This window comes from Vitiosangium sp. GDMCC 1.1324 (genome assembly GCF_003044305.1).
Classification (GTDB): domain Bacteria; phylum Myxococcota; class Myxococcia; order Myxococcales; family Myxococcaceae; genus Archangium.
Genome location: NZ_PZOX01000007.1, coordinates 512,330 through 533,864, shown reverse-complemented (window position 1 = coordinate 533,864; position 21,535 = coordinate 512,330). Strand labels below are relative to the sequence as shown.

General features: G+C 67.9%; 16 protein-coding genes and 1 pseudogene. 7 read left to right on the top strand and 10 right to left on the bottom strand.

Annotated features, from left to right (window positions below):
- Window positions 1–74: 74 nt before the first annotated feature.
- Both DAT35_RS23225 and DAT35_RS23220 read left to right on the top strand, forming a co-directional pair.
- Window positions 75–1,724, top strand: coding sequence for a hypothetical protein (locus DAT35_RS23225; protein WP_108069284.1), 1,650 nt, complete (start codon window positions 75–77; stop codon window positions 1,722–1,724).
- A complete protein-coding gene (locus DAT35_RS23220; protein ID WP_108069283.1) occupies window positions 1,721–2,263 on the top strand; it encodes an SCO family protein in 543 nt (180 codons plus the stop codon). The genes DAT35_RS23225 and DAT35_RS23220 overlap by 4 nt, the downstream gene beginning before the upstream one ends.
- 97 nt (window positions 2,264–2,360) lie before the next feature.
- Here DAT35_RS23220 and DAT35_RS23215 read toward each other — a convergent pair whose 3' ends face one another.
- From DAT35_RS23215 to DAT35_RS23200, 4 genes are all read right to left on the bottom strand, one after another.
- Window positions 2,361–3,755, bottom strand: a complete 1,395-nt coding sequence (locus DAT35_RS23215; RefSeq protein WP_108069282.1) for a M57 family metalloprotease — start codon at window positions 3,753–3,755, stop codon at window positions 2,361–2,363.
- Window positions 3,756–3,923: 168 nt separating this feature from the next.
- On the bottom strand, window positions 3,924–4,841 hold the full coding sequence (locus DAT35_RS23210) for a glycoside hydrolase family protein (RefSeq protein WP_108069281.1): 918 nt from the start codon (window positions 4,839–4,841) through the stop codon (window positions 3,924–3,926).
- A gap of 63 nt (window positions 4,842–4,904) precedes the next feature.
- Window positions 4,905–5,441, bottom strand: a complete 537-nt coding sequence (locus tag DAT35_RS23205; RefSeq protein ID WP_158501839.1) for a CAP family protein — start codon at window positions 5,439–5,441, stop codon at window positions 4,905–4,907.
- A gap of 135 nt (window positions 5,442–5,576) precedes the next feature.
- The gene (locus DAT35_RS23200) at window positions 5,577–6,002 is read right to left on the bottom strand and encodes an OsmC family protein (protein WP_108069279.1); all 426 of its coding nucleotides are present in this window, start codon (window positions 6,000–6,002) and stop codon (window positions 5,577–5,579) included.
- Window positions 6,003–6,229: 227 nt separating this feature from the next.
- On the opposite strand from DAT35_RS23200, the gene DAT35_RS59075 reads away from it, so the two are divergent.
- Window positions 6,230–7,462 (top strand): TonB C-terminal domain-containing protein, encoded by a 1,233-nt coding sequence (locus DAT35_RS59075; protein ID WP_158501838.1) that lies wholly within the window; start codon window positions 6,230–6,232, stop codon window positions 7,460–7,462.
- Here DAT35_RS59075 and DAT35_RS23190 read toward each other — a convergent pair.
- From DAT35_RS23190 to DAT35_RS23170, 5 genes are read right to left on the bottom strand one after another with little or no spacing between them, the layout of a single operon-like run.
- Window positions 7,459–8,547 carry a glycosyltransferase gene (locus DAT35_RS23190; RefSeq protein ID WP_108069277.1) on the bottom strand — a complete coding sequence of 363 codons (1,089 nt, stop codon included), beginning with the start codon at window positions 8,545–8,547 and terminating at the stop codon, window positions 7,459–7,461. The two genes, DAT35_RS59075 and DAT35_RS23190, sit on opposite strands and share 4 nt — an antisense overlap.
- Complete coding sequence (locus DAT35_RS23185; RefSeq protein WP_108069276.1) at window positions 8,544–9,671, bottom strand: glycosyltransferase family 4 protein; 1,128 nt, start codon at window positions 9,669–9,671, stop codon at window positions 8,544–8,546. The genes DAT35_RS23190 and DAT35_RS23185 overlap by 4 nt, the downstream gene beginning before the upstream one ends.
- Window positions 9,668–11,053 (bottom strand): hypothetical protein, encoded by a 1,386-nt coding sequence (locus DAT35_RS23180; protein ID WP_108069275.1) that lies wholly within the window; start codon window positions 11,051–11,053, stop codon window positions 9,668–9,670. Before DAT35_RS23180 ends, DAT35_RS23185 begins: the two co-directional genes overlap by 4 nt.
- Window positions 11,050–12,189, bottom strand: a complete 1,140-nt coding sequence (locus DAT35_RS23175) for a glycosyltransferase (protein ID WP_108069274.1) — start codon at window positions 12,187–12,189, stop codon at window positions 11,050–11,052. Before DAT35_RS23175 ends, DAT35_RS23180 begins: the two co-directional genes overlap by 4 nt.
- 14 nt (window positions 12,190–12,203) lie before the next feature.
- Window positions 12,204–14,402, bottom strand: coding sequence for a polysaccharide biosynthesis tyrosine autokinase (locus DAT35_RS23170; protein WP_233261653.1), 2,199 nt, complete (start codon window positions 14,400–14,402; stop codon window positions 12,204–12,206).
- Between the two features lie 167 nt (window positions 14,403–14,569).
- Here DAT35_RS23170 and DAT35_RS23165 point away from each other — a divergent pair, with 167 nt between their 5' ends.
- The 4 genes and pseudogenes from DAT35_RS23165 to DAT35_RS60870 all read left to right on the top strand — a co-directional run.
- Complete coding sequence (locus tag DAT35_RS23165) at window positions 14,570–15,919, top strand: methyltransferase domain-containing protein (protein WP_108069273.1); 1,350 nt, start codon at window positions 14,570–14,572, stop codon at window positions 15,917–15,919.
- Complete coding sequence (locus DAT35_RS23160; RefSeq protein ID WP_108069272.1) at window positions 15,916–16,263, top strand: P-II family nitrogen regulator; 348 nt, start codon at window positions 15,916–15,918, stop codon at window positions 16,261–16,263. The genes DAT35_RS23165 and DAT35_RS23160 overlap by 4 nt, the downstream gene beginning before the upstream one ends.
- Before the next feature lie 5 nt (window positions 16,264–16,268).
- On the top strand, window positions 16,269–17,921 hold the full coding sequence (locus DAT35_RS23155) for a hypothetical protein (protein WP_369946007.1): 1,653 nt from the start codon (window positions 16,269–16,271) through the stop codon (window positions 17,919–17,921).
- Window positions 17,922–18,480: 559 nt separating this feature from the next.
- Window positions 18,481–18,840: pseudogene (locus tag DAT35_RS60870) on the top strand (nuclear transport factor 2 family protein); the annotation flags it as partial.
- Window positions 18,841–18,939: 99 nt separating this feature from the next.
- Here the strand turns inward: DAT35_RS60870 and DAT35_RS23145 are convergent.
- Window positions 18,940–21,240: a TonB-dependent siderophore receptor gene (locus DAT35_RS23145; RefSeq protein WP_108069270.1), complete on the bottom strand. Its 2,301-nt coding sequence runs from the start codon at window positions 21,238–21,240 to the stop codon at window positions 18,940–18,942.
- Window positions 21,241–21,535: the final 295 nt, after the last annotated feature.

Here is a 21,535-nt window from a genome sequence, read left to right as displayed (position 1 = left end):
GCTGCGTTTGGTCGAGCCCGCCCCGACTGGCGCCGTTATCCTCTCGCGGACATCCAGCATCTGTGGAGGACGTGATGACGACGAACGATGGTAGCGGCCGGGCGCTGCCACTGGAGCGGGAGAGACTCACCGGGGACGGGTCCCCCACGGACACCGGTGCAGCCGCGGCCGCGGGGCTGGATGCGAAACAACGGGGCTACCTGCGTCACCTCGACAACCTGTCCCGGCGGCAGCGCAATGACTGGTCGTTGATGAGCGGGCGCACGCCGAACCAGATGGATTTCGGTGGTTACCGATTCCAACTGGCCTATGCGGCCTACGCGCTCGCGTTGACGCACGTCCATCGGCTGCCGGCGGCGCCGGGGGTCATCCGGCCCACGTTCCAGCGATTGATCGCCAAGATCCTCGAGCCCGAGGTCTGGATGTACTGGCGCGACTCGAGCAAGGGCGGCGGCCTCTGGAACCCGCACATGTCAGGCCTTCCCGAGCAGTGGGATCCCGTGGCGCATGACAACATCATGTACAGCGCCTACGTGCAGTCGATGGCCCTGATGTACAACGTGCTCTTCGACGACGCGCGCTACGGCGAGCCCGGTGCGCTGACCCTCGAGTACTTCACGCCCTTCTGGGGCGATGGCGGCTCGCCGGGAGGCCTCGACCGGAAGTTCGAATACGACCAGTTCTCGCTGAACCAGAACCTGTACTGGCAGATGGTGCAGAACGGGTATCTCGGGATCGCCTGCGAGCCGAACTGCGTCTTCCAGATCTGCAACCAGCCGGCGATCATCGGCTTCCGGATGCACGACCTGCTGACGGGCGGCTCGACCGCGGCCGAGGTGAGCCGCGGCTTCCGTCAGGCCTGGGAGCAATTCGGCGGACCCGTCGCCGCCAACGGACACCTGTACCTCTACGCGGCCTCGGACTCGAGGACGCCCATCCCCAACGCGGGCGTGATGCCGTGGGGTGACGCCTGGTACGGCTCGCTGGCGAACACCTGGAACGGCGACTTCGTGGAGAAGTACTACCACTCCGTGATCGGCACGCACCTGCTCGAGGGACCGGACGGCACGCTGTCGGTCCGACCCGCGAAGCCGAGGACATTCGGCACACGGCCCATCGAGAACGACTCCTGCGACTTCGGCTGGCTGTCAGTCTGGGCCTCCGAAATGGGAGACCGTGAGAGGCTGGAGGGGTTGCTGCGTCACGCGGAGCGCTACATGCGGCCCACGACGTACGAAGGCGGCCGCTTCTTCCCTCGCCACGACGTGCTCTCCGATGCGGAGGGAAACTACACGTGCGTCGAGCCCCTGACCGGCAACGTCCTCCTCGCGTACGCGAGCCTGAACGTGCCGCACGGGCTGCGCCGGCTCTACGAGCGGCCGTGGGCATCGGGCCACTTCGCCGAGCCGAACCTCACGCTCGTGGGCGACGCGGTCGAGGTGCACCGGGCACACTACGACGACGCGCGAGCGACGCTGCACTTCACGCTCGGCGTCCACGTTGATGGCATCGGCGACCCCGTTGTCAGCGTGGCCAACGTCTGGGACCGGGGGCCGTGGGAACTCCGGCAGGACGGCCGCTTGGTCGCCACCAGCAACGGACAGGATGTGCACGAGGAGCGGAGCGTGGACGTGCGGCGCCGCGAGCAGCACCTCGACCTGCGCCTGGCACGGACCGAGGCCACCAGCACCTTCACACTGTCCTGGCCGGGAGGTGCGCGATGAGCGCCGTCCGACCCGGAGCGGCCCCCCCGGTGGGAGGAGCATTCGCCCTCATCGACCACGACGGGCGTCCGGTCACGAACGAGACCTTTCACGGTACGTACGCCCTGGTGTTCTTCGGCTTCACCCACTGCCGGGTCGTCTGCCCTCGCGCGCTGGGACGCCTCTCCTCGGTGCTCGAGCTGCTCGGCCCCGAGGCCGCGCGGGTGCAGCCCCTGTACATCACGGTCGACCCGGATCGTGACAGCCCGGCCGTCATGAAGGCATACCTCGAGAACCGGCCAGGGTTCCTCGGACTGACTGGCAGCCACGAACAAATAGAGGCGGCCAAGGCGGCCTTCCGGGTCTTCGCCCGGCGCCGGGAGGACCCCGAGGACCCCGACGGCTACGCCGTGCCGCACACGGCCATCACCTACGTGATCAACCCGGAGGGCGTCTGCATCGACCACTTCACGGACGCGCTCGGCGCGCAGGAGGTCGCCGAGCGACTGCGGGCACTCATCGCCGGAGGACCCTCGGCCCCCGGAAGCAGGAAGGGGTGACCCGGAAAAGCAGCCAATGGGCGGCTTCCCCGCGCCCCGGCCTCGTGACTGGCACCGGGACGCGGGAGCAGGCACTCAGGCGCTCACGTCACACAACTCAGGGCGCGCCGCGACGCCCCTCGCCACGGCCAGCGAAGATCCAGTGGTCCATCGCCGCCGGGTAGTTGGAGGCACCGAACGCGGCCTGGAGGTCCCCGTTGGTGGCCAGGTAATACTGCACGTCGAAGTCCGCCGACGCACGACGGCCCTCATACAGGCCCGCGGTGAGCCAGTGATTGAGCGCGGCGGCGTAGTTGTTGCCGAAGGCCGCCTTCAGGTCCGGGTTGGCGTCGAGGTAGTACCGCACGTCGAACTCACGCGAACCGCGGCGTCCCTCGGAGATGCCGGCGTTGAGCCAGTGATTGTAGGCGGCCGCGTAGTTGTTGGCGCCGAACGCCGCGATCAGGTCCGGGTGGATGGACAGGTAGTAGGCCGCGTCGAAGTGGGCCGAGCCACGGCGACCCTCGTTGATGCCGTTGTTGAGCCAGTGGTCGCGGGCGGCGGCCCAGTTGTTGCCGAAGGCGGCGCGCAGGTCGCTGTAGTTGTTCACGTAGAAGACGGTGTCCACGCCGGGCTCCCCCAGGGGTCCATAGAGCGAGTTCGCGCCGCTCACGTCCGTGGCGGTGAGGTTGAGGTCCCCCCGGTTGGAGCCATTGCACTGCGGGTAGTGCATCACCGAGGCCGCGTCGTAGCCCGTGAGCGCGCGCCAGTTGTTGTCCTCGAAGCAGGAGCGAGCCTCTGGGCGGGTGTGCTCGTGCCGGAAGCCGATGGTGTGGCCCAGCTCGTGGCGCAGGATACCCGGCAGCGTATACGGCGCGATGTTGCCGAACGAGGACGCGTCGATGAGGACGTTGCGGTTGACGCGAGTGGTGCTCGGGAAGAACGCACGCGCCAGGTACGACTGGCCGCTCACCGGGCGCACGTCGAAGATGACGTTGTTGTTGGCCGCGTTGCAGTTGCCGTCCTGGTCGGAGCGGTGCTGGAAGAACACGTTGACCTGGTGCCACGCGCCCGCCGCCTGGTGCATGGCATTGACCACCGCGTTGTAGTTGGACCCGAAGGCCGTGCTCACGCAGTAGGGGATGCTGCGCTGGCGGGTGTAGCTCCACCGGTCATCCGCCCCTCCCACGGTGTTGACGATGAGCGGATCGCGCTTCGTCCCCAGCCCGTCCGCGCTCATGCGCTGCTGGTCCTCGAGGTAGTCCCGGTAGACTTCGCGCAGGCCGGCCTCGTTCTCCACCAGCGTGTCACCCTCGACGATGAACACCCCCGTGCCGGGCTCCTGGTAGACACCCGCGCGGAACTCCTCGTACGACAGCACCGCCGGACGCTCGCCGGCGGCTTCCTCCGTCCCCGGAGTCTCGACCGTGCCGCATCCCACGACCCCGAGCACCGCGAGTCCGAGCCCCCACACAGCACGCGGCTGACGACGACCCCACGAAGACAGCTTCATAGACTTCCTCCTGCAGAGGTTGAGGGAGCACCGCTCCCGTTGATGCAAGACGGACCGGGCCGCCCACGACGAGGCGTCCTCCCGGTCCGCGCGCAGGAGTATCCATCCAGGCCTGACATTTCCTCGATTCTCAGGTTTTGCACGGCCTGGACCCGTCCGCGGTTCTCGTCAGCGATAGGGGAGCGAGAGGTAGTGGGCGCCCAGCTCCGTCAGGGTGCCCGACGCGCCCAACAAGCTCGCGAAGCACGGGTCATTCGTCCACCGGCCCGTGAACCAGGCGTAACGGAACACGTCGTCGCGGCTCTCACAGACGGCCACCATCTCCGTCATCTGGGCCTTCTGCTTCGCCACCGAGTCGATCTGCGCACCATCCTTCTGGCTGTGGCAGTTGGCGAACTCCGTGACCCAGAAAGGCTTGCCATACTTCTTGAGCCGGTCCAGCTGGCCCGCGAGCCCGTAGTCGTACCAGTGGAACGCGATGTAGTCGACGCGCGGGTCGCGGTTGCCATTCGCCGCGCGGTAGGCCGAGTAGAAGGCATCGAGCCAGACCACCGGATCCGAGTAGCCCGGAAGGGTTCCCCAGGTCATCGCGGGGCCCACCAGCTTCACCCCCGTGTTCGCGGCGACGCTCTCGTACCGGGGCCACAGCTTCGCCGCGTCCTGGGGCGACATCTTGGCCTGGTCCGTGAGGTTGGGCTCGTTGAGCAGCAACAGGTAGTGGATGTCGGGATGGGCCTTGAGGAAGGACTCGATGCTCGCGGCGTCGAAGTTCCCGTTCCACAGCATGGGAATGAAATCCATGCCGTAGCGGGACTTGTAGTCCGTGGGGACGTTCGAGTGGGGCCGGGGGCTCCAGTTGTACCACCAGCTCACCCCGGGAGCGACGGCGGCCAGGTCCTCGGGCGCCGCGAAGTCGAAGGCGATTCCCCGCTTGGCGCTCTTGGCCACCACCGGCTGGGTTCCCGAGTCTCCCTGGGAGGGAGTGTCCGTGGAGGGGCCGTTGGGAGTACCCGTGTTGGAAGGACTCGCACCACAACCCAGCAGCACGAGTGCCGTGATGCACGCAGACGCGATCAGAGATTTCATGGTGTCTTCACCTTACAGCATCTCCGTCACGAGAGAGCGCTGACCTCGGCCCTTCCCGATTCGTTACCTGGGCTTCGAGACGTTGGCCGGGAACTGCCCCTCGAAATTACCGGGAGGGTTGTAATTGCAGACCACGAAGGTCCCCTTCGCGCCTCCCGCCACTCCGCAGCCCAGCTCCGTGCTGCCCTTCCAGACCACCTGGGTGAAGTGGCCGGTCTTCATGTCGAAGCCGGGTTTGCCGAAGTCATAGGATTTGATTTCGCTGTACCAGGACTGGACGCTCGAATTGCCAAGACTCGTGCCCTGCCCGGCCCCAGGCGAGGCGCTCGTCCAGTAGATGTTCTCTCCGTATTTGCCATTGCTGTGGTACATCTTTCCTTCCGCGGCGAGCTTGTTGGCCCAGGCCTGCGCAACCGCTTGAAGCGTCGCACTGGTCTTCAGGGCAGGCACGCCATGCTTCGCACGGAGCTCATTGTGTTTCTTGAGGGCCGCTGTCTGCAGGGCACTGCGGAACGCGGCATCCTGCGCGAAGGCGCTCGCGGAGGAGAGCAACAGCGAGGCGATGAAGACAGACCCGGCTTGACGCTGATTCAGGCTCACGGAGGGCTCCCTGGTGATGAGAGGACGTGCACACGCTGTGGCGGCACGTCTAGAACATACTCTCATTTCCAGCCATCCGAAGCCGTGCCGTGTGGGGCCGGGAGAGCAAGCCCCAGCACGTAGCTGGAGCGCGGCTCAGCGCGCCAGCGTCGCCTTGAGCGTGATGTTCACGCCCGCGAGCGCCTTGGAGACCGGACAGCCCTTTTTCGTCTCCTCGGCGATCTTCTGGAACTGGTCGTTGCTCGCGCCGGGCACACTCGCCTCACAGGTGAGCGCGATGGTGGTGATGGCGAAACCCGCGCCTTGCTTCTCGAGCTGCACGTCCGCGGACGTCTTGATGCTCGCGGGCTTGAGGCCCGCCGTCTCCAGGCCGAGCGAGAGCGCCATGGAGAAGCATCCCGAGAGCGCCGCGCCGATGAGTTCCTCGGGGTTGCTTCCCTGCTGGCCCTCGAAACGGCTACCGAGTGAGAAAGGGACCTCGGGACCATGCGCGGGCTTCATCACGCCCTTGCCGTCCTTCAGACCACCGTTCCACTGCGCATTGCCCTTGCTGATTCCCATGGTTCTCGTCTCCTGGTGTGAGCCCTGCGTTCAACCGACGTCTGTGTCCAACGCGCGAACGATGCAACCGAACGGAGCGCGGCGATATCTGTTCGTGCTCGGCTCGATGGATGCGGCCCTTCGGACGTCCGCTAGATGCCACTCGGGAGCCGCTCGACGTTCATCCCCCACCGAGGCATCGCACATGGCTTGTCCTCGAAGCGCTCCGGGTGGAGGATGGCCACGCCATGAGCGCACGCTCTTCCCGCAACAGGCTCGTTCGTCCCCTGATCGTTTCGGTGCTCCTGCACCTGCTGCTCGGGGTCTGGCTGTGGCTGGAGGAGAGGCCGGTCCTGCCCGCGCCGCCCTCGGTGCGGACGGAGCCGGAACCGCTCGCCGTGGAGTTGGAGTTCATCGATGCGCCGCCGCCCGCCGTCGAGGCCCCGAGGCAGCCTCCCAAGACGGTAGACAAGCCCATCCGGTCCTCAACCCGTGTCGAGCGCAAGCGCCCGCCACCCCCTCCCGTCGCCGAGAGCCCCCGGAGCGATGAGCCCGTGAAGGGCCCTCCGGACCAGCCCCTCGCGGAGACGGAGGAGGCCGATGTGCCACGAGCACCCGTGCTCGTGCCCTCCTGGATGAAGGCACCGCCCTCGACGGGCTCCCTGGCCGTGGGGCCCGAGTCCCGCGGCAGGACCTTGCGCCCGGGCGATCCCGAGCTCCGGCCTGAAACATCCGAAGAGGAATCGGAGAGGCTCACCGCCCGCGTCCAGGGCTGGGTCGACGACGACATGGCGGAAGAGCGGGTCCGGGGAATCGGAGGCCATCCCTATCTGCAGGAGGCCCGGGGTTCGCTCGAGGAGGCCCTGGCACGGACGGATGGAGGGACGCCCGACCAGCTCGGCATCCACAATCCCATCGCGGGCCTCATGAAGAACTACACCGAGGCCGCCGAGGAGTACGGCCGGACAGGATCGCCGGGGTACGCGCCTCCGTCGCGGACGCCGTTGCACAGCGAGCAGCTGGCCGAACGGTTCCGGAACGAGCCGGATGCGGTTCGCAAGATGCTCGGGCCCGCACAGGCCGTCGAGACACTCCATGCGCTGGAGAGCCGGAGCGCGTTGCTCACGGTCAAGCTCGAGCTGCGCCACGCCCGAAGCGGAAAGCTCCTGGGCGCCCGGCTCGAGCAGGGGTCGGGAAACAGTCTCTTCGATGCGTTCGTGCTCAAGGTCGTGCCCGCCTCCCTGGGCGAGCTGGCACCGCCCCCTCCCGAGGTGATTCGCGACAAGGAGGAGCTCAAGACCCGGTGGCTGGTCGAAGGCTGGCACCACCCTCCCAAGAAGCTGACAGAGGGACTCATGTCCTCACTGGCCTCGGGCCAGCTCATGCTCTCCCCCGAGCTTCTCCTCGATCTGGTCACCGAGTCCAAGGACTCGGAGCAACCGGGTTTCGAGTACCGGGCGCGTCTGCTCGGGGTCTATTAGACCCGCTCCAGCACCTCGAGGACACGTCTGGCCAGCACCGGGTAGTCGAACCGCTCCCGCGCCACGCCCACCAGTGACTCGGCGGACTTCAGCTGCTCGGGCCTCGCCAGCAGCCCCTCCACCCGCTCGGCGAGCCGGACCGGATACGCGGGGTCCACCACGCCCTGGTACGGCACGCGCATCGCCTCGGGCAGTACCAACGAGGCCTCGCCCACGTCGGTGGCGAGGATGTAGCGGCCCGCCGCCATGTAGAGCGGCAGCTTTCCCGTGGTGCGTACCTGGCCGACCACGTCGTTGCTCTGGGTGGAGAGCGTCACGTCCATGAGGCCGAGGTACTCGGGCAGCGACTCGTAGGGCACGCGGTCGATGAACACCATCTGGTCCTCGATGCCGTAGGAGCGGCACCGCTCGCGCAGCACGGGCACGCCACTGCCGTCCCCGATGAGCACGCCCTTCACGGGCCGGCCCTTCATCGTGCGAATCAGTTCCACCAGCTCCCACCCCACGCACACCCGCAACCGGTCGCTCCAGATGGACGAGCCGAGGATGCCCACGGTCAGCACGCCCTCGAGCCCCAGGCGCCGGCGCAGCTCCTCGGCGGGGCGCGGCCGGAACGCATCCACGTGCACACCGTCCTGGATGACGGTGCTGGCGAGGCACTGCCCGGCCAGCAGCTTCTGGTGGAACGTGCCCCGCACCACCACGGCATTGGCGGCGCGCAGGCCGAACTGCTCGAGGGCCGCGGTGAGCAACAGCCCCGCCGGTCCACGTCCGCCCACGGAGCGCGCGAGCGCGAAGATGGCATCCCCGGTGTCCACCACCCAGGGGCAGCGAGTCCCCAACGTGTGCAGGGCCGAGGCCACCACACCCGAGTACGCCAGGTCGAAGACGTAGACGGCCTCCGGCCGAGAGGAGCGCAGCGCCGCCACCATCTCCCCGATGGCCCGCACCTTCCGGGGCTGGCGGTACAGCAGGGTGATGTCGAGCGCCCCCTCCAGCTCCCGCGCGAACGCCTGGGCGCGCGAGCCCATGGGGCTGCCCGGTGTCCCGTTCACCACGAAGGCCACTCGCCGCTTCACGCTCATGCTGCCCGAGCCCTCCTCGCGAGGACGTCCTCGTACACCTGGAGCGTCTGGCGCGCGACCTCGTCCCAGGTACACGCCTCCGCCCGGACACGCGCCGCACGGCCCAACCGCTCCGCCAGCTCCGTGTCTCCGGCGAGCTCGCGCAGCGCCTCGGCGAGCGCATCCACGTCGCCCGCGTCCTCCAGCAGCAGCCCATCCTGACGGTGGGTGATGAGCTCGGAGGCTCCGGCGGCGCGTGTGGTGATGACGGGCAGCCCGGACGCCATGGCCTCGGTGACGACGAGCCCGAAGGCATCGTAGGGCGTGGGACAGACGAAGAGGTCGGCCGCGGCGTAGAAGCGCTCCACGGCGTCCGTGGGTGGGTGGAAGCGCACGCGCCCGCCCAGTCCCAGCCGCTCGGCCCGAGCGCGGGTGGCCCCCGGGTCGCTGCGCGTCACCACGTCCAGGGACAGGCCGGGCACGCGGGCGAGCGCCTCCAGCGTCACCGCCCCGCCCTTGCGCAGGTCTCCCAGGTAGAGCGCGCACCGCTCCTCCTGCCCGATGCCGAGCTCCGCGCGCAGCTCTCGCCGCCGCTGCTCTCGCAGGGCCGGGGAGAAGCGCTCGACATCCACGCCGTGGTGGACGACGCGGATGGGGCCTCGCCGCCCGTACAGGGCGCGCAACTCCTCGCCCAGCTTGTGGGAGATGGCGATGACGGTGGCCTCGCTCGAGCCTCGGTAGAGCCGATCCTCCAGGGGAGTCAGCACCCCGTCGAAGACCCGCTGCTTCCACGTGTAGTCGTAGCCGAGCAAACGCTGGGCCTGGAACCAGGCGCGGCCGCAGATGTGGGCGGTGAGGACGTTGGCCTGCGCGGCGGTGATGCCCTGGCCATGGATGATGTCGAAGCCCTTCTGACGGCTCAGCAGCAGGCTCGCGGAGACATAGAAGGACAGCACCGTGGAGAGCGCGCCGGAGCGCACCGCGGGCACGGGATGGAAGGTGATGCCCTTGGCCCCTCGCGAGTCGAAGCGATGGGCGAAGACATGCACCTCGTGGTGGGCCCGGAAGCGCTCGGCCAGCTCGACGACGTAGCGGCTGTGTCCGAAGCCCCGGTTGTACTCATGCACCAGCAGGGCGATTCTCATCGGCGGACCGCCTCCGGGAGTCCCGGCAGGGGTATCACCGTGGACGCGGGCTGGACCGCGGGCACGGGCTGCTTGAGCGGCGGGGCCAGCGCGGGCACGGGCCGGCGCATCCCGATGAGCGTCCCCATCCAGAGCAGCAGCAGCGCGGAGCCAGGCACGGACGCGAGCAGGCCCGTGCCGATGAGGGCCGTCATCCACATCACCACCACCGTCGCCCACATCATGCGGTTGGCCACGACCTGCTCCTTGCGGCGACGCGGCGGCAGCTTGATGAGGAACCAGGCCAGGAAGCCCAGCCACAGCACGAGGCCGATGAAGCCCTGCTCCATGGCGACACGTGCGAACTCGTTCTCGAAGCCGACCTGGGGCTTGGCCAGGTGCGACAGGAAGAAGGGAATGCTCGTCCCCGCGGCGCTGCCCAGTCCGTTGCCCAGCGGGTAGGTCGTGACGACGTCGAACACGCTGGTGTTCACGCTCAAGGACACCCGGTCCGTGACCGCGTCGGTGTCATCCAGCGTGGAGAAGCGCTGGAAGCGAGGGTTCGCGGAGACGATCAGGCCCACCAGCACCCCCACCACCAGCATGCCGCCCAGCAGCTTCACGGACAGGCGGGTGACGAGCAGCAGCAGCCCCCCGATAGCCACGAGCTGCACCACCGGGCTGCGGGCCGCGCAGATGAAGATGCCCAGCACGCTCGTCCCCAGCGTCGCGAAGGTGAGAAGGCGGCCGGCCTTGGAACGGCCGATGCGGCGCACGAGCAGGGGCAGCGACATCAGCATGGTGCCCGCGTAGGCGTGCGCGCTGTTGAAGGTGGCGGGGATGCGAGGCAGCCCCTCCTCCCCCACGTCCCGGGAGATGTAGATGATGTAGGAGGAGGCGTTGCGGGGGAAGAAGGGCTCGATGCCCAGGGCCAGCTCGAGCAGCGCGAAGCCGAAGGCCACCAGGTTGAGCCACAGCAGCCAGGTGCCGAGCCGGTCCAGGTCCTCCGCCTCCAGCCGCAGGCCAATGAGCATGAGCGGCAGCAGGAGGATGGCCATGCGCAGCCCGACGAACTGGATGAAGATGTGCTGCGAGTCGAACAGGGGCGACAGCACCAGGGTGCAGAGCGGCCACACCATCAGCGCCTTGACCCACAGGCGCAGCGCCTGACCGTCACGGCCGAGCCGCACCGACTTCGAACGCTTCGTGAAGAAGGCCAGGTAGAGGCCCATCACACCCGCGTCGAAGATGAAGTGGGAGAGCCCGTCCGGGAAGCGCGCCCGGAGCATTCCGTAGAAGTAGCCGAACAGGAACAGCACGCCCAGGCCGTGGCCCACGCCCTTGAGACGCGTCACCCCATACGTGGAGACCAGGGCGAGCACCGTGAGCAGCAGCCCCATCATCGCCGCGGCCCTCCTCTCGCGGCCAGGACCTCCTCGTAGATGCCGAGCACGCGCTCGCCCATGCGCGCCTGGGAGAACTCGGACAGCACCCGCGCCCGGCCGGCCTCGCCCCAGGCCCTGCGCTGCTCCGGGTTCTCCAGCATCCGCCGCATCGCCGCGGCCAGCGCCACCTCGTCGCCCGGCGGCACGGTGAGGCCACTCTCCTCGTGACGGCTGACGAAGGGCACCCCCGAGTCCAGCGCGGTGTTGATGACGGGCAGCCCGCACGCCAGGGCCTCCAGTTGCACCAGCGCGAAGGCCTCGGCGCGGGTGACGGAGGACAGCACATAGGCGTCGCACGCGTAATAGAGCGAGATGAGGGCCTCGTCCCCCTGGCGCCCGAGGAAGTGCACGCGCCCGGCCACACCATTCGCCCGGGCCAGCGCCTCCAGCTCCGCTCTCAGCGGCCCCTCGCCCACCAGCAGCAGGTGCGCGCCGTCCACGCGGCGCAGCGCGCGGATGGCATGGTCGAAACCCTTGTAATAAACGAGCCGCCCCACTCCCATGAGCAGCGGCGCCCCGCCATACCGGGCCCTCACGGCCGCGGCTGCCGCCTCGCGCTCGGGCGTGCGGGCGAAGCGCGTCACGTCAATGCCAAAGGGCACCACATGGCACCGGGCCCGGTGCGGGCGCAGCGCCTCGGACGTCTCCACATAGTTGGGCGAGCCCACCAGGATGGCGTCCGCGCGCTCCAGCGCCCGCTGCATGAAGGGCCCGTACAGCTTGAGCAGCCGTTTCTGGCGCACCACATCGCTGTGGTAGGTGATGACGAGCCCGTGCCGCTGCGGCCGCATGCTCCCCAGGTACCCCATCACCGCCATGGGGTGCGGGAAGTGCATGTGCAGCACGTCATACTGGCGCCGCGACAGCTCCAGCGGCAGCGTGGGGTTGAGCGAGGTGGAAGCCACCTTGAGCAGCTCGGCGCAGCGGGTGACGGACACGCCCTGCACCACCTCGCGCACCGTGCGAGGGATCGTGTGGGAGACGAGGACCTCCAGCTGCACGTGGTCCTTGAGCTCCTCGCACAGCCCCGACAGGTGCGTCTCCATGCCGCCCCGGTAGGGGGCGTAATACTTGCCCAGTTGAAGGACCTTCATCGCCGGAGCACGTCTCAGCTGGCGGAGCGCTGCTCGTCGCGCTCGCTGCCGTAGCTGCGGTAGTAGTTGTAGGCGTGGTACTCGGAGCCGTACTTGCCGCCCTTCACGTCCACGTGGTTGAGCAGGGCGCCGATGACGCGGGCCTTCACGTCGCGCAGCGAGCGGATGGCGCGCTTCGCCTGCTCGCGGTGGGTACCCCCGGCCTTGAGCACCAGGAGGATGCCATCCGACTGCTTGGAGAGGACGAGCGCATCCGACACGGGCCCCAGGGGCGGGCTGTCCAGGAGGATGCAATCGAAGCGCTCCTGGAGCTTGCCGAGCAGCTCGGAGAAGGCGCGCGTGTGGAGCAGCTCGGCGGGATTGGGAGGCAGCGGCCCACAGGGCAGCACGAAGAGGTTGGGCACGTCCGTGGACTTGATGGCGCGCTCCAGTGAGCCCTCCCCCACCACGAGCGAGCTGACGCCGATGTCGTCGGGCACGCCGAAGGCCTTGTGCAGGCGGGGCCGGCGCATGTCCGTGTCCATCAGCAGCACCCGGGTGCCCGTCTGCGCCATCACCATGCCCAGGTTGATGACCACGGTGGACTTGCCCTCGGAGGGCCCCGCCGAGCTCACCACCACCTTGCGGAAGGGCTTGTCCGGCGACATGAAGAGCAGGTTGGTGCGGATGGCCCGGCACATCTCCGCCGCTGGCGAGCGCGGGTGACGGTGGATGAACAGGTCCGTCGGGGCGCCGTCCTCGGCCTTCAGCGGGGGCATGGCGCCGATGAAGGCCAGCCCCAGCCGCTCCTCCACGTCCGCTCGGCTGGCCACGCTCGAGTCGAGGAGCTCCAGCCCCACCACCACCACCACTCCCCCCATCAGGCCCAGCAGGAAGAAGAGCATCACCGCGCTGCGCGTGTTGGGCCGCACCGGCACCGGGTTGGGCAGCGCCGTGTCCAGCACGCGCACGTTGCTGGTGCGCAGCAGGCCCGACAGCTCCAGCTCCTTGAAGCGCTTGAGGACCAGCTCATACAGGCGCTGATCATTGTCCGCCTCACGCCGGAGCTTCTCGTAGGCGATCTCCTTCTCCGTCAGCTCGAAGGCCTCGGCCTTGGCCTCGGCCACGCGCTTGAGGAGGTTGCGCTCGTTGGCCTGGGCGGACGCCAGGTCCGTCTCCGCGCCTCGCACCAGGTTCTCCAGGCTGCGCCGCAGCTCCTGCTGCAACACCGACAGCTTCCCCTGGCACTCCTGCATCTTGGGGTGCTCCGGCAGGTAGCGCTCGGACAGCTCCACGCAGACGGAGCGCTGCTCCAGCACCTGATTGCGCAGGTCGCGCAGGGCACCCTCGCTGGCCTCCGAGAGACCCTCAGCCCAGTGCTCCGAGTCGGGGCTGGCGTTCTGGCGCAGCTGGCGCATGGCCTCCACCCGCGCCTGGAGGGCCGCCATCTTCGTGCGCACGGAGATGAGCTCCGTCATGAAGCTGTCGTACGCCAGCTTCGCCGAGCTCGGCTGCTGCCCGCCCTTGCCGTCCGTGGACATGGAGAGCACGTCCGCGCTGCGCTTGAACTTGTACAGGTCCAGCTCGCTGGTGCTGGCGCGCGAGCCCAGCTCACTCAACCGCTCCTCGAGCCAGGCGCTGGCGCCCTCGGTCGTCTTGAGCTTGAGGTTGAGGTTCTCCGCCATGTAGGCCTCGGCCACCTCGTTGGCCAGCAGCGCCGCGCGCTTGGGGTCCAGGTCCTCCACGGCGATGCGCACCACGCGCGAGTTGGCCGAGGGGATGACGGAGATGCGCGAGCGCACCACCGCCACCGCGTCCACGGAGGCCATGGCCTTCTTGCGTGCCTCCTCGTCCTTGATGCCCTCCACGCCGAGGAAGGCCGGATCATTGCGCAGGCCCAGCCGGTCCACCACCCGCGTGGCCACCGCCCGCGAGGTGATGACCTCGCTCTGTGTCTGGTAGTACTCCTTGTTCGCCCAGTAGTTGCCGCGCTCGTCGCCCATCACCTCCTTGACCTCGGTGTCGAGCACGCGGGGAGCGGCCACGTCGATGATGAGGGAGGTGCTGGCGGCGTAGATTTTCGGCTGGCGCAACGTATGGAGCGTGCCCACCAGCACCATCACCGCCGTCACGCCGACGATGAGCCACTTGCGGCGCCAGAGCGCGCGGACGTATTGCATCACGTCCAGCGCGGGCTCATGGGCCTCGGGGGCCTCGGTCGAGGTCTCTTCCACGTCGCTCTCCTGCCGGGGCGCCGGCGCGCCCACTCGGTGGCGAAGGGGTCAGACTGCACCGGGAGGCCCAGAGGGTCAATCTTCCCGGACTCGCCCGCAAGCCCTCCGGCCACACACTGTGCACCTGTACGAGCACCCGCGCCTGCCGTGTGGTAGTCACGTCCGCTGTGAGCCAGTCCCTCTCATTCGTCATCCCCTACACACCGGCGTCCGCCGCGGCCGCCTCGCGCTTCGCCCACGTGCTCGCCCCCCGGGGCGCCGAGGTCATCCTCGCCGGAGACGGTCCGCTCGACACGCCCTCCGCGCCCAACGTGCACGTGCTCTCTGGCCTCGCGGGCAAGGGAGCAGCCATCCGGGCGGCGCTCGGCCGGGTGACGGGCGACATCACCGTGCTCCAGGACGCGGATACGGCCTACTCCCTGGACGCCTGCGAGGCGCTGTGCCGCCCCATCCTCGAGGACATCGCGGATGCGGTGTTCGGCAGCCGACGGATTCAGGGACTGGGCGCGGAGCTGCTGGCGGATCGGGCCCTGGGACGCGTCACCCGTTTCGTCACGGACGTGACGCTGGAGGATCCGCTCTGCGGCCAGCGCGCCTTCCGCACCGAGGCGCTCAAGTCGGTGTCGCTCACCAGCGAGGATGACTCGGTGGACGCGGAGATCGTCGTGAAGCTGGCGGCGCAGCTCTACCGGTTGACGGAGGTGCCGGTGGGCGTGGAGGCGGCACCGCACCTGCCGCTGGCCTCCCAGCTGGCGCGGCTGCGCACGCTGGTGCGCTACGCCACGGTGCGCGACGACGCGGACAACCAACACGAGGGCTACTCCACGCTGGAGCGCATGGACGGCGCCAGCAACTACAACGCGTGGCTGGGGCAGCGCTTCCGCGAGCACCTGGGCCGGCGCGTGCTGGAGATCGGCGCGGGCATCGGCACCATCACGGAGAAGCTGGAGCCGGGGCTGGAGCTGCTCATCGCGCTCGAGGTGGACCGCTTCTACGTGGACCGGCTGAAGAACAAGTTCCGGGGCAAGCCGCACGTGCGGCCCTACCTGTCGGACGTGGCGCTGGCGGACTGGGAGGCGCTGAAGGCCGAGCGGCTGGACACCATCGTGCTGTCCAACGTGCTGGAGCACATTCCGGACGACGCCACGGCGGTGCGCCGCTTCCGGCAGATCCTCCCCGAGGGCGGGCGCGTGGTGGTGTTGGTGCCGGCACTGCCGCAAATCTTCGGTGCCATCGACGAAGCGGTGGGGCACTACCGGCGCTACACGATGGCCGGCCTGCGCGAGGTGCTGGAGGGCAACGGCTTCGAGGTGGAGAAGCTGGAGTGGATGAACCTGGTGGGCATTCCGGGCTGGTTCATGAACAGCCGGGTGATGCGCCGCCGCTCGGTGCCGAAGCTGCAGCTCAAGGTGTACGACCGGATCGCCCCGTTCCTGGCGAAGGCCGAGAGTCATGTGAAACTGCCGGTGGGAATGAGCCTCTTCGCCGTGGCGCGCGTCACGGGAGGTGCCAGATGAAGAAGATCGAAGCCATCATCAAGCCGTTCAAGCTGGATGAAGTGAAGGACGCCCTGCACGAGGTGGGAGTGCATGGACTCACGGCGGTGGAGGTGAAGGGCTTCGGCCGGCAGAAGGGCCACACGGAGCTCTACAAGGGCGCCGAGTACGTGGTGGACTTCCTGCCCAAGGTGAAGGTGGAGGTGGTGGTGGACGACGACATGGTGACGCGGGTGGTGGACGCCATCGTGCGCGCGGCTCGCTCCGGCTCCGAGGGGAAGATCGGTGACGGGAAGATCTTCGTCCTGCCGGTGGACGAAGCCGTGCGCATCCGCACGGGGGAACGCGGCAGCGACGCGCTGTGAGCGCCGTGCCCGAGTCTCGCGCCAGCGCCACCACTCCGGAGGCCTCAGAGGCGCCGGGAGCGAGGGCCTCGCGAGCGCCGCGCACGGTGTACGCGGTGCTGGTGGCGCTGTACGTGTTGCTGTTCCCGTACCACCCGGGCCTGCGCTCGCCCAACGAGCTGTGCCGGCTGTGGCAGACGCGCGCCCTGGTGGAGTACGGGACGCTGGACATCAATCGGGCGCTGCAGGACTTCGGCCCGGTGGGAGACCTGTCGGTGAAGGACGGGAGGTATTACCCGTCCAAGGCGCCACTGCTGTCCTTCGCGGCAGTGCCGGTGTACGCGGTGCTGCGCGGGGTGGGCGGTGGCTTCCTCTACGCGGTGCGCGAAGTGCCGCTCGTCTTCTTCAGCCGGCTCTTCCTCACGGTGCTGCCCACGCTGCTCATGCTGTGGCTCGTGCGCCGCTTCCTGGGGGCGTACGTGTCCGCGGGAGTGGCGGACGCGGTGACGGTGACGTACGGGCTGGGCTCGCTGGCGTTCAGCTACTCGCTGCTCTTCATGAGCCACCAGACGACAGCGGTGCTGCTGTTCGGCGGCTTCTACGCGTTGTGGCGGCTGGCGCGCGGCGAGTGGCGTGAGCGAGGCTTCCTGGTGGCGGGCGCATGCGCGGGCGCCACGGTGGCCGCCGAGTACACCGGCGCACTGGGCGTGCTGGGGCTGGTGCTGTACGCGGTGCTGACGATGCTGTGGCGCGCGGAGCCGATGAGTGCGCGGTGGGTGCGCCTGGGGCGAGGAGCGGGGCTGGCCCTGCTGGGGGCGCTGCCCTTCGTGGTGGGATTGATGCTGTACCACCAGGCGGCCTTCGGACACCCGCTGGAGAGCGGGTACAAGCACCTCAACGACTCGGCCTATCAACCGTGGCACCTGGGTGGATTCCTGGGCATCCGCTATCCGGACCCTCGCGCACTGGTGCTGTCCTTCTTCTCGCCGCTGCGAGGCCTGTTCACCCTCTCGCCCTTCCTGCTGCTCGCGCTGCCCGGCGTGGCGGTGCTGCGGCGAGAGGCTCGCGCCAGCGTGGAGATGCGCGCGCACCTGTGGCTCGTGGTGGCGCTGCTCGCCGGGTACACGTACTTCACGTCGTCCTTTTCGTATGACTCATGGGGCTGGACGACAGGCCCGCGCCACCTGACGGGACTGGTGCCCTTCCTGCTACTACCCGCGAGCCTGCTGCTGGAGCGGCTGCGGACTTCGAGCCGATGGGCACTCACGGGCGCAGCCGCGGCGCTGTGCACCGCCTCCATCGCGTTCACCGGCGTGGCCACCTTCGTCAACTACGTCCCCGATGACGTATCCAATGTGGTGCTCGGACTGGCCGTGCCACTGCTGCGCGCGGGATACCTGCCTCCGAGCGCGCTGAACCTTCTCGGCGTCTCCAACCCGGTGGCGGGAGTGCTGCTACTGGCACTGCTGCTCGGCTTGGCCGTCTGGGTCTTCGTGCAGCTGGGGCTGAGCGGGGAGACGAAGCCTGGCGCCAGGCCCATCATCGCGGGGCTGGCGATGTTCGCGTTGCTGCTCGGCGCCCAGGCCGCGACGGTGAAGTACCACGCCGGGGATGAAGGTGCGGTGCGCTTCCTCGAGAAGGTCTGGCTCGTTCCTCCGGGGCGGACCCTGGGCTTCTAATCCCCTTCGGCAAGGTTGCCGAACCGTGCTCAAGGCACCACCCACTCGAACAACTTCGCACGCCATCCCACCACCCAATCCGAGGGGACCTTCCGGCCGCGTTCTGCGCGGACTGGTCCGACCACAGGGTTGGTCAGAACAGATAGGGAGTGGCGGCCGAGCGAGGAAGCCCCCAGTCTTGGCAGAGAGAAGGGCATTCGCCATGCCCTCCAGCCGCTCAGGCTCAATCCGCTGTTCCGACCAACCCTGCCATCGGACCAGTTGCGGGAAAACGCGCCCGGGAGGTCCCCTCCCCGCGCGCTTCGTTTGGTCTGGTGCTCACTCTACGTGGCCGCGCCTTCTCCCGGTTTCGTGACGCCCGCCTCATGCCCATCCTGCGCCTTTTGCTCCGCGGACATGACCTTCATGGACCTATCTGAAGGGGCTCAAGCCTGGGACACGCCGGCTCACGGCATCTCCTCGGAACGGGGGAGTAGCCGCCATGACGTCCGAGGTAATCGACCCGCGGCGCTGCCCTCGTTACTCCTGAGGCAACACACCTCCCAGGAGAAGACGCCCCATGGCCACCAACGACTCCGCCACGGCCACCACGCGCGCCGTGGTGACCCGCTTCTACGAGCGACTCGCTCTCCGGGACCCCGACAGGATCTCCGAGCTCTTAGCCGAGGACGTGGACTGGTACATCCCGGGAGACGAGGCGCTGGCGCCCTGGCTGGGCCGACGGCATCACCGGCATGAGGTCGCCGCGTTCTTCCGGCAGCTGCTCGCCAACATCGACTCCGTCCGCTTCGAGCTGCAACACCTGCTCGTGGAGGGGGACTTCGCCGTCACGACGGGCGAGTTCGCCTCCCGGATGCGTAAGACGGGCAGGGTCTACGAGTCCCTCTTCTCCACACACTTCACGGTGCGCGAGGGTTTGATTGTCCGGTATCGCCTCCTGGAAGACAGCCATGGCCTCGTCATGGCGCTGACGGAGAGCGACCTCACCGCGAAGACAAGCCGGGCTGACCGTGGGCGCTCAGAAGGCCACCTCCGCTCCGACGAGGATGCGAAGGGGGTCCTGGGGTACACCGGGAAGGTGAGCGACGGCGCCCGAGACGAGGTAGTACCGGGCATCGAAGAGATTGCGGACGTCGAGCCACAGTGAGGGGGAGATGCCGTGGAAGCGCACGATGTCCGAGTAGCGCAGGTGTGCGTTCACCACCGTGGAACCGGGGATGACCATGAGATGGCCGTTCTCGTCGCGCAGAACGGGGTGGAAGGCACTGCTGCGTGCGATGAGTCGAGTCGACAGCGACAGCCCCCGCCACGCGATGTCCAGTCCGCCTTTGACCACGTGCATCGCGGCGCTCGGGATGGGATCCTCCCCTCTCTTCCCGCTGGTGAAGGTGTAGGACGCGTAGGGATTGAGAGAGAGCCTGCCCGAGCGCACGAGCACATCCAGGCGCAGCGTGCCTCCGTAACTCAAGAAACGCTCGCCGAGGTTGATCGGCTGCTCGACGACATCAACCGGCCACCCCTTGAACGTCTGGTTCTCGAGGAGCTGGACGCCAAACCGATTGCGGACATGGCTCAGGTACCCGTTGGCGCTGACCCGAACGGCGTCCCCGAAGTCTTGTGAGACGATGATCTCGCCCATGCGGAGCCGCTCGGGCTTCAAGTCCGGATTGGGCAGGTGGAAGAAGAAGCTCTTCAGGCCGATGATGTTGCCGGCCTCGTCCGTGACGGGGGCGAAGGAACCGAAGTGTTGGTAGGCCACATTCGGCGAGGGCGCGAGGAACCCCTCGCCGTAGAGCAGCTTAAGCCGCGTGCCCTCGCGCGGCTGCAGAATCACGCCGATGCGCGGGGTCAGGCTGTCCCCATAGCGTGTCTGGTGGTCGAACCGCGCGCCTGCGGTGACATTGAGCCAGGGACGCGGCTGGGCACGCAGCTCCAGGTAGGTGCCGAGGTTCTGCTCGTGGATGTTGTAGAAGTCCACTGGCACGCTCAGGTCGCGTCCGGTGACGTCCCGGACGTCCGTGCCGATGTACACATGCCCCTGGAATTCGGGCGGTGAGGCGTCGGGGTCGAGGCGCTTGGCCAGATCGGCCGTCTTGGGGACACCGGCGAGGTCCCGGTAGCTCAGCCCCCATGTTCCCGAAAGCCAACTGAGGAAATGATAGGAAATCCGCTCCTCGAGCTCACCAACGAGGAATTGCTCATACTTGAAGCCGCGCTGGTAGCTCGTGACGTAGTTGATGAAGGCCGAGTCGGGATCCACCTCGTAGGTGTTGAGGGAGAGGGAGGTGATGAGCTCGAGTTTCTCGTCCCCGCTGCGGTAGGTGTACTGGCCGTAGGCCGACTGAATCGTATACGCCCACTTCGCGTCCTTGATGAAGAGGGCGAGGTCCGACGATTCGGGGAGGGAGGAGCTGTGCCGGTCGTAGTGCCGGGTATAGCCAAACCGGAAGTCTCCAATATCGAGACGTGCGCTCAGGAAATAATCATTCGTCGGGGTGGCGTAGGGTTCGATGGGGACGACGACGACGAGATCCTCAGGCGCGAAGGGCGAGACGTGGACCTCACCCCGTGTCTTGTACCGCTCGTTGTACCAGCGGAAGTCTTCCGGGTAGAAGTTGGGGAGGGTGGGCTCGTCCGAGTGGTAGTAACTGCCGGACACCGCGAGCGAGAGGTCCCCTGCCTTTGCGCCAACGACGAACGAATCCTCGGTCGTGTTGAACCGGCCGATGCTCCCGGTGACGCGCCCGCCCTGCACCTGGGCCCCGCTCCGGGTGATGATTTGAATGACGCCCGCGAAGGCATCCGGCCCATAGAGCGCGGACACCGGCCCGAGCACGACCTCCACGCGCTCGACGTTCACCAGGGAGAAGTTGTGCCCGACGGAGTGGGGGGTCTTGCTCAACGCATCGATGCGGAAGCCGTCGAGCAGGATGATGATCTTCTCATTGCCCTGCCCGAGGATTCCACGGACGATGATCTGCTCGCTGTACTCGGGCCGTGCCTTGAAATGCATCTCGATTTCCGGAACGTCCTCGAGCAACTGGGCAAGATAGGTGTAGCCGCGGCGCCGGATGGTCTCCTTGGTGAATACGTAGACGGTGGACGGAGCCTCACTGACGGTCTGGGCCTGCGCCGAGGGGGTGACGACCTCCAGATTCAGGAGGTCCTCGAGCGACAGCTCGCTGATATCCGACGGCCGTCCCGCCTTCGGCGTTTCAGGCGGAGCCTGTGCCAGGGCCTCGCCGCCCAGGCCGAGCGGAAGCAGGAGGCCCAGAAGCTCCGCGTGGACGAGCGCACCGAGGCTGCGGCAGGAAGCCATGCATGGACACCATCTTTCGTGTCCTCACGACCTGTCAACGAGCACCCACGCACCTGTCGAGCCACGAACAACCACGCGCCGCGCTTGGGGTTGGTGCTGAAAAATGACGGTGCAGCACCGTCGTCACTCGGATGACAGAAGGGGGGTCTCCCACTCCGGAATCCTCCCTCGCCTACCAGGCGGCCATGCGACGTGCGGCCCCAGTCCGGTGCCTTGTCGGTGGGTATGTCGCAAGCAGTAGGCTGAATGACTCTCAGGGGGAATCTGTCATCGACACGTCGAGGAACTTCCAGCT

Coding starts and splice junctions, on each gene's coding strand:
- DAT35_RS23185 (WP_108069276.1), bottom strand. CDS start 9,671: ATGAGAATCGCCCTGCTGGTGCATGAGTACAACCGGGGCTTCGGACAC.
- DAT35_RS23225 (WP_108069284.1), top strand. CDS start 75: ATGACGACGAACGATGGTAGCGGCCGGGCGCTGCCACTGGAGCGGGAG.
- DAT35_RS23200 (WP_108069279.1), bottom strand. CDS start 6,002: ATGGGAATCAGCAAGGGCAATGCGCAGTGGAACGGTGGTCTGAAGGAC.
- DAT35_RS23160 (WP_108069272.1), top strand. CDS start 15,916: ATGAAGAAGATCGAAGCCATCATCAAGCCGTTCAAGCTGGATGAAGTG.
- DAT35_RS23220 (WP_108069283.1), top strand. CDS start 1,721: ATGAGCGCCGTCCGACCCGGAGCGGCCCCCCCGGTGGGAGGAGCATTC.
- DAT35_RS23210 (WP_108069281.1), bottom strand. CDS start 4,841: ATGAAATCTCTGATCGCGTCTGCGTGCATCACGGCACTCGTGCTGCTG.
- DAT35_RS59075 (WP_158501838.1), top strand. CDS start 6,230: ATGAGCGCACGCTCTTCCCGCAACAGGCTCGTTCGTCCCCTGATCGTT.
- DAT35_RS23190 (WP_108069277.1), bottom strand. CDS start 8,547: ATGAGCGTGAAGCGGCGAGTGGCCTTCGTGGTGAACGGGACACCGGGC.
- DAT35_RS23215 (WP_108069282.1), bottom strand. CDS start 3,755: ATGAAGCTGTCTTCGTGGGGTCGTCGTCAGCCGCGTGCTGTGTGGGGG.
- DAT35_RS23180 (WP_108069275.1), bottom strand. CDS start 11,053: ATGATGGGGCTGCTGCTCACGGTGCTCGCCCTGGTCTCCACGTATGGG.
- DAT35_RS23175 (WP_108069274.1), bottom strand. CDS start 12,189: ATGAAGGTCCTTCAACTGGGCAAGTATTACGCCCCCTACCGGGGCGGC.
- DAT35_RS23145 (WP_108069270.1), bottom strand. CDS start 21,240: ATGGCTTCCTGCCGCAGCCTCGGTGCGCTCGTCCACGCGGAGCTTCTG.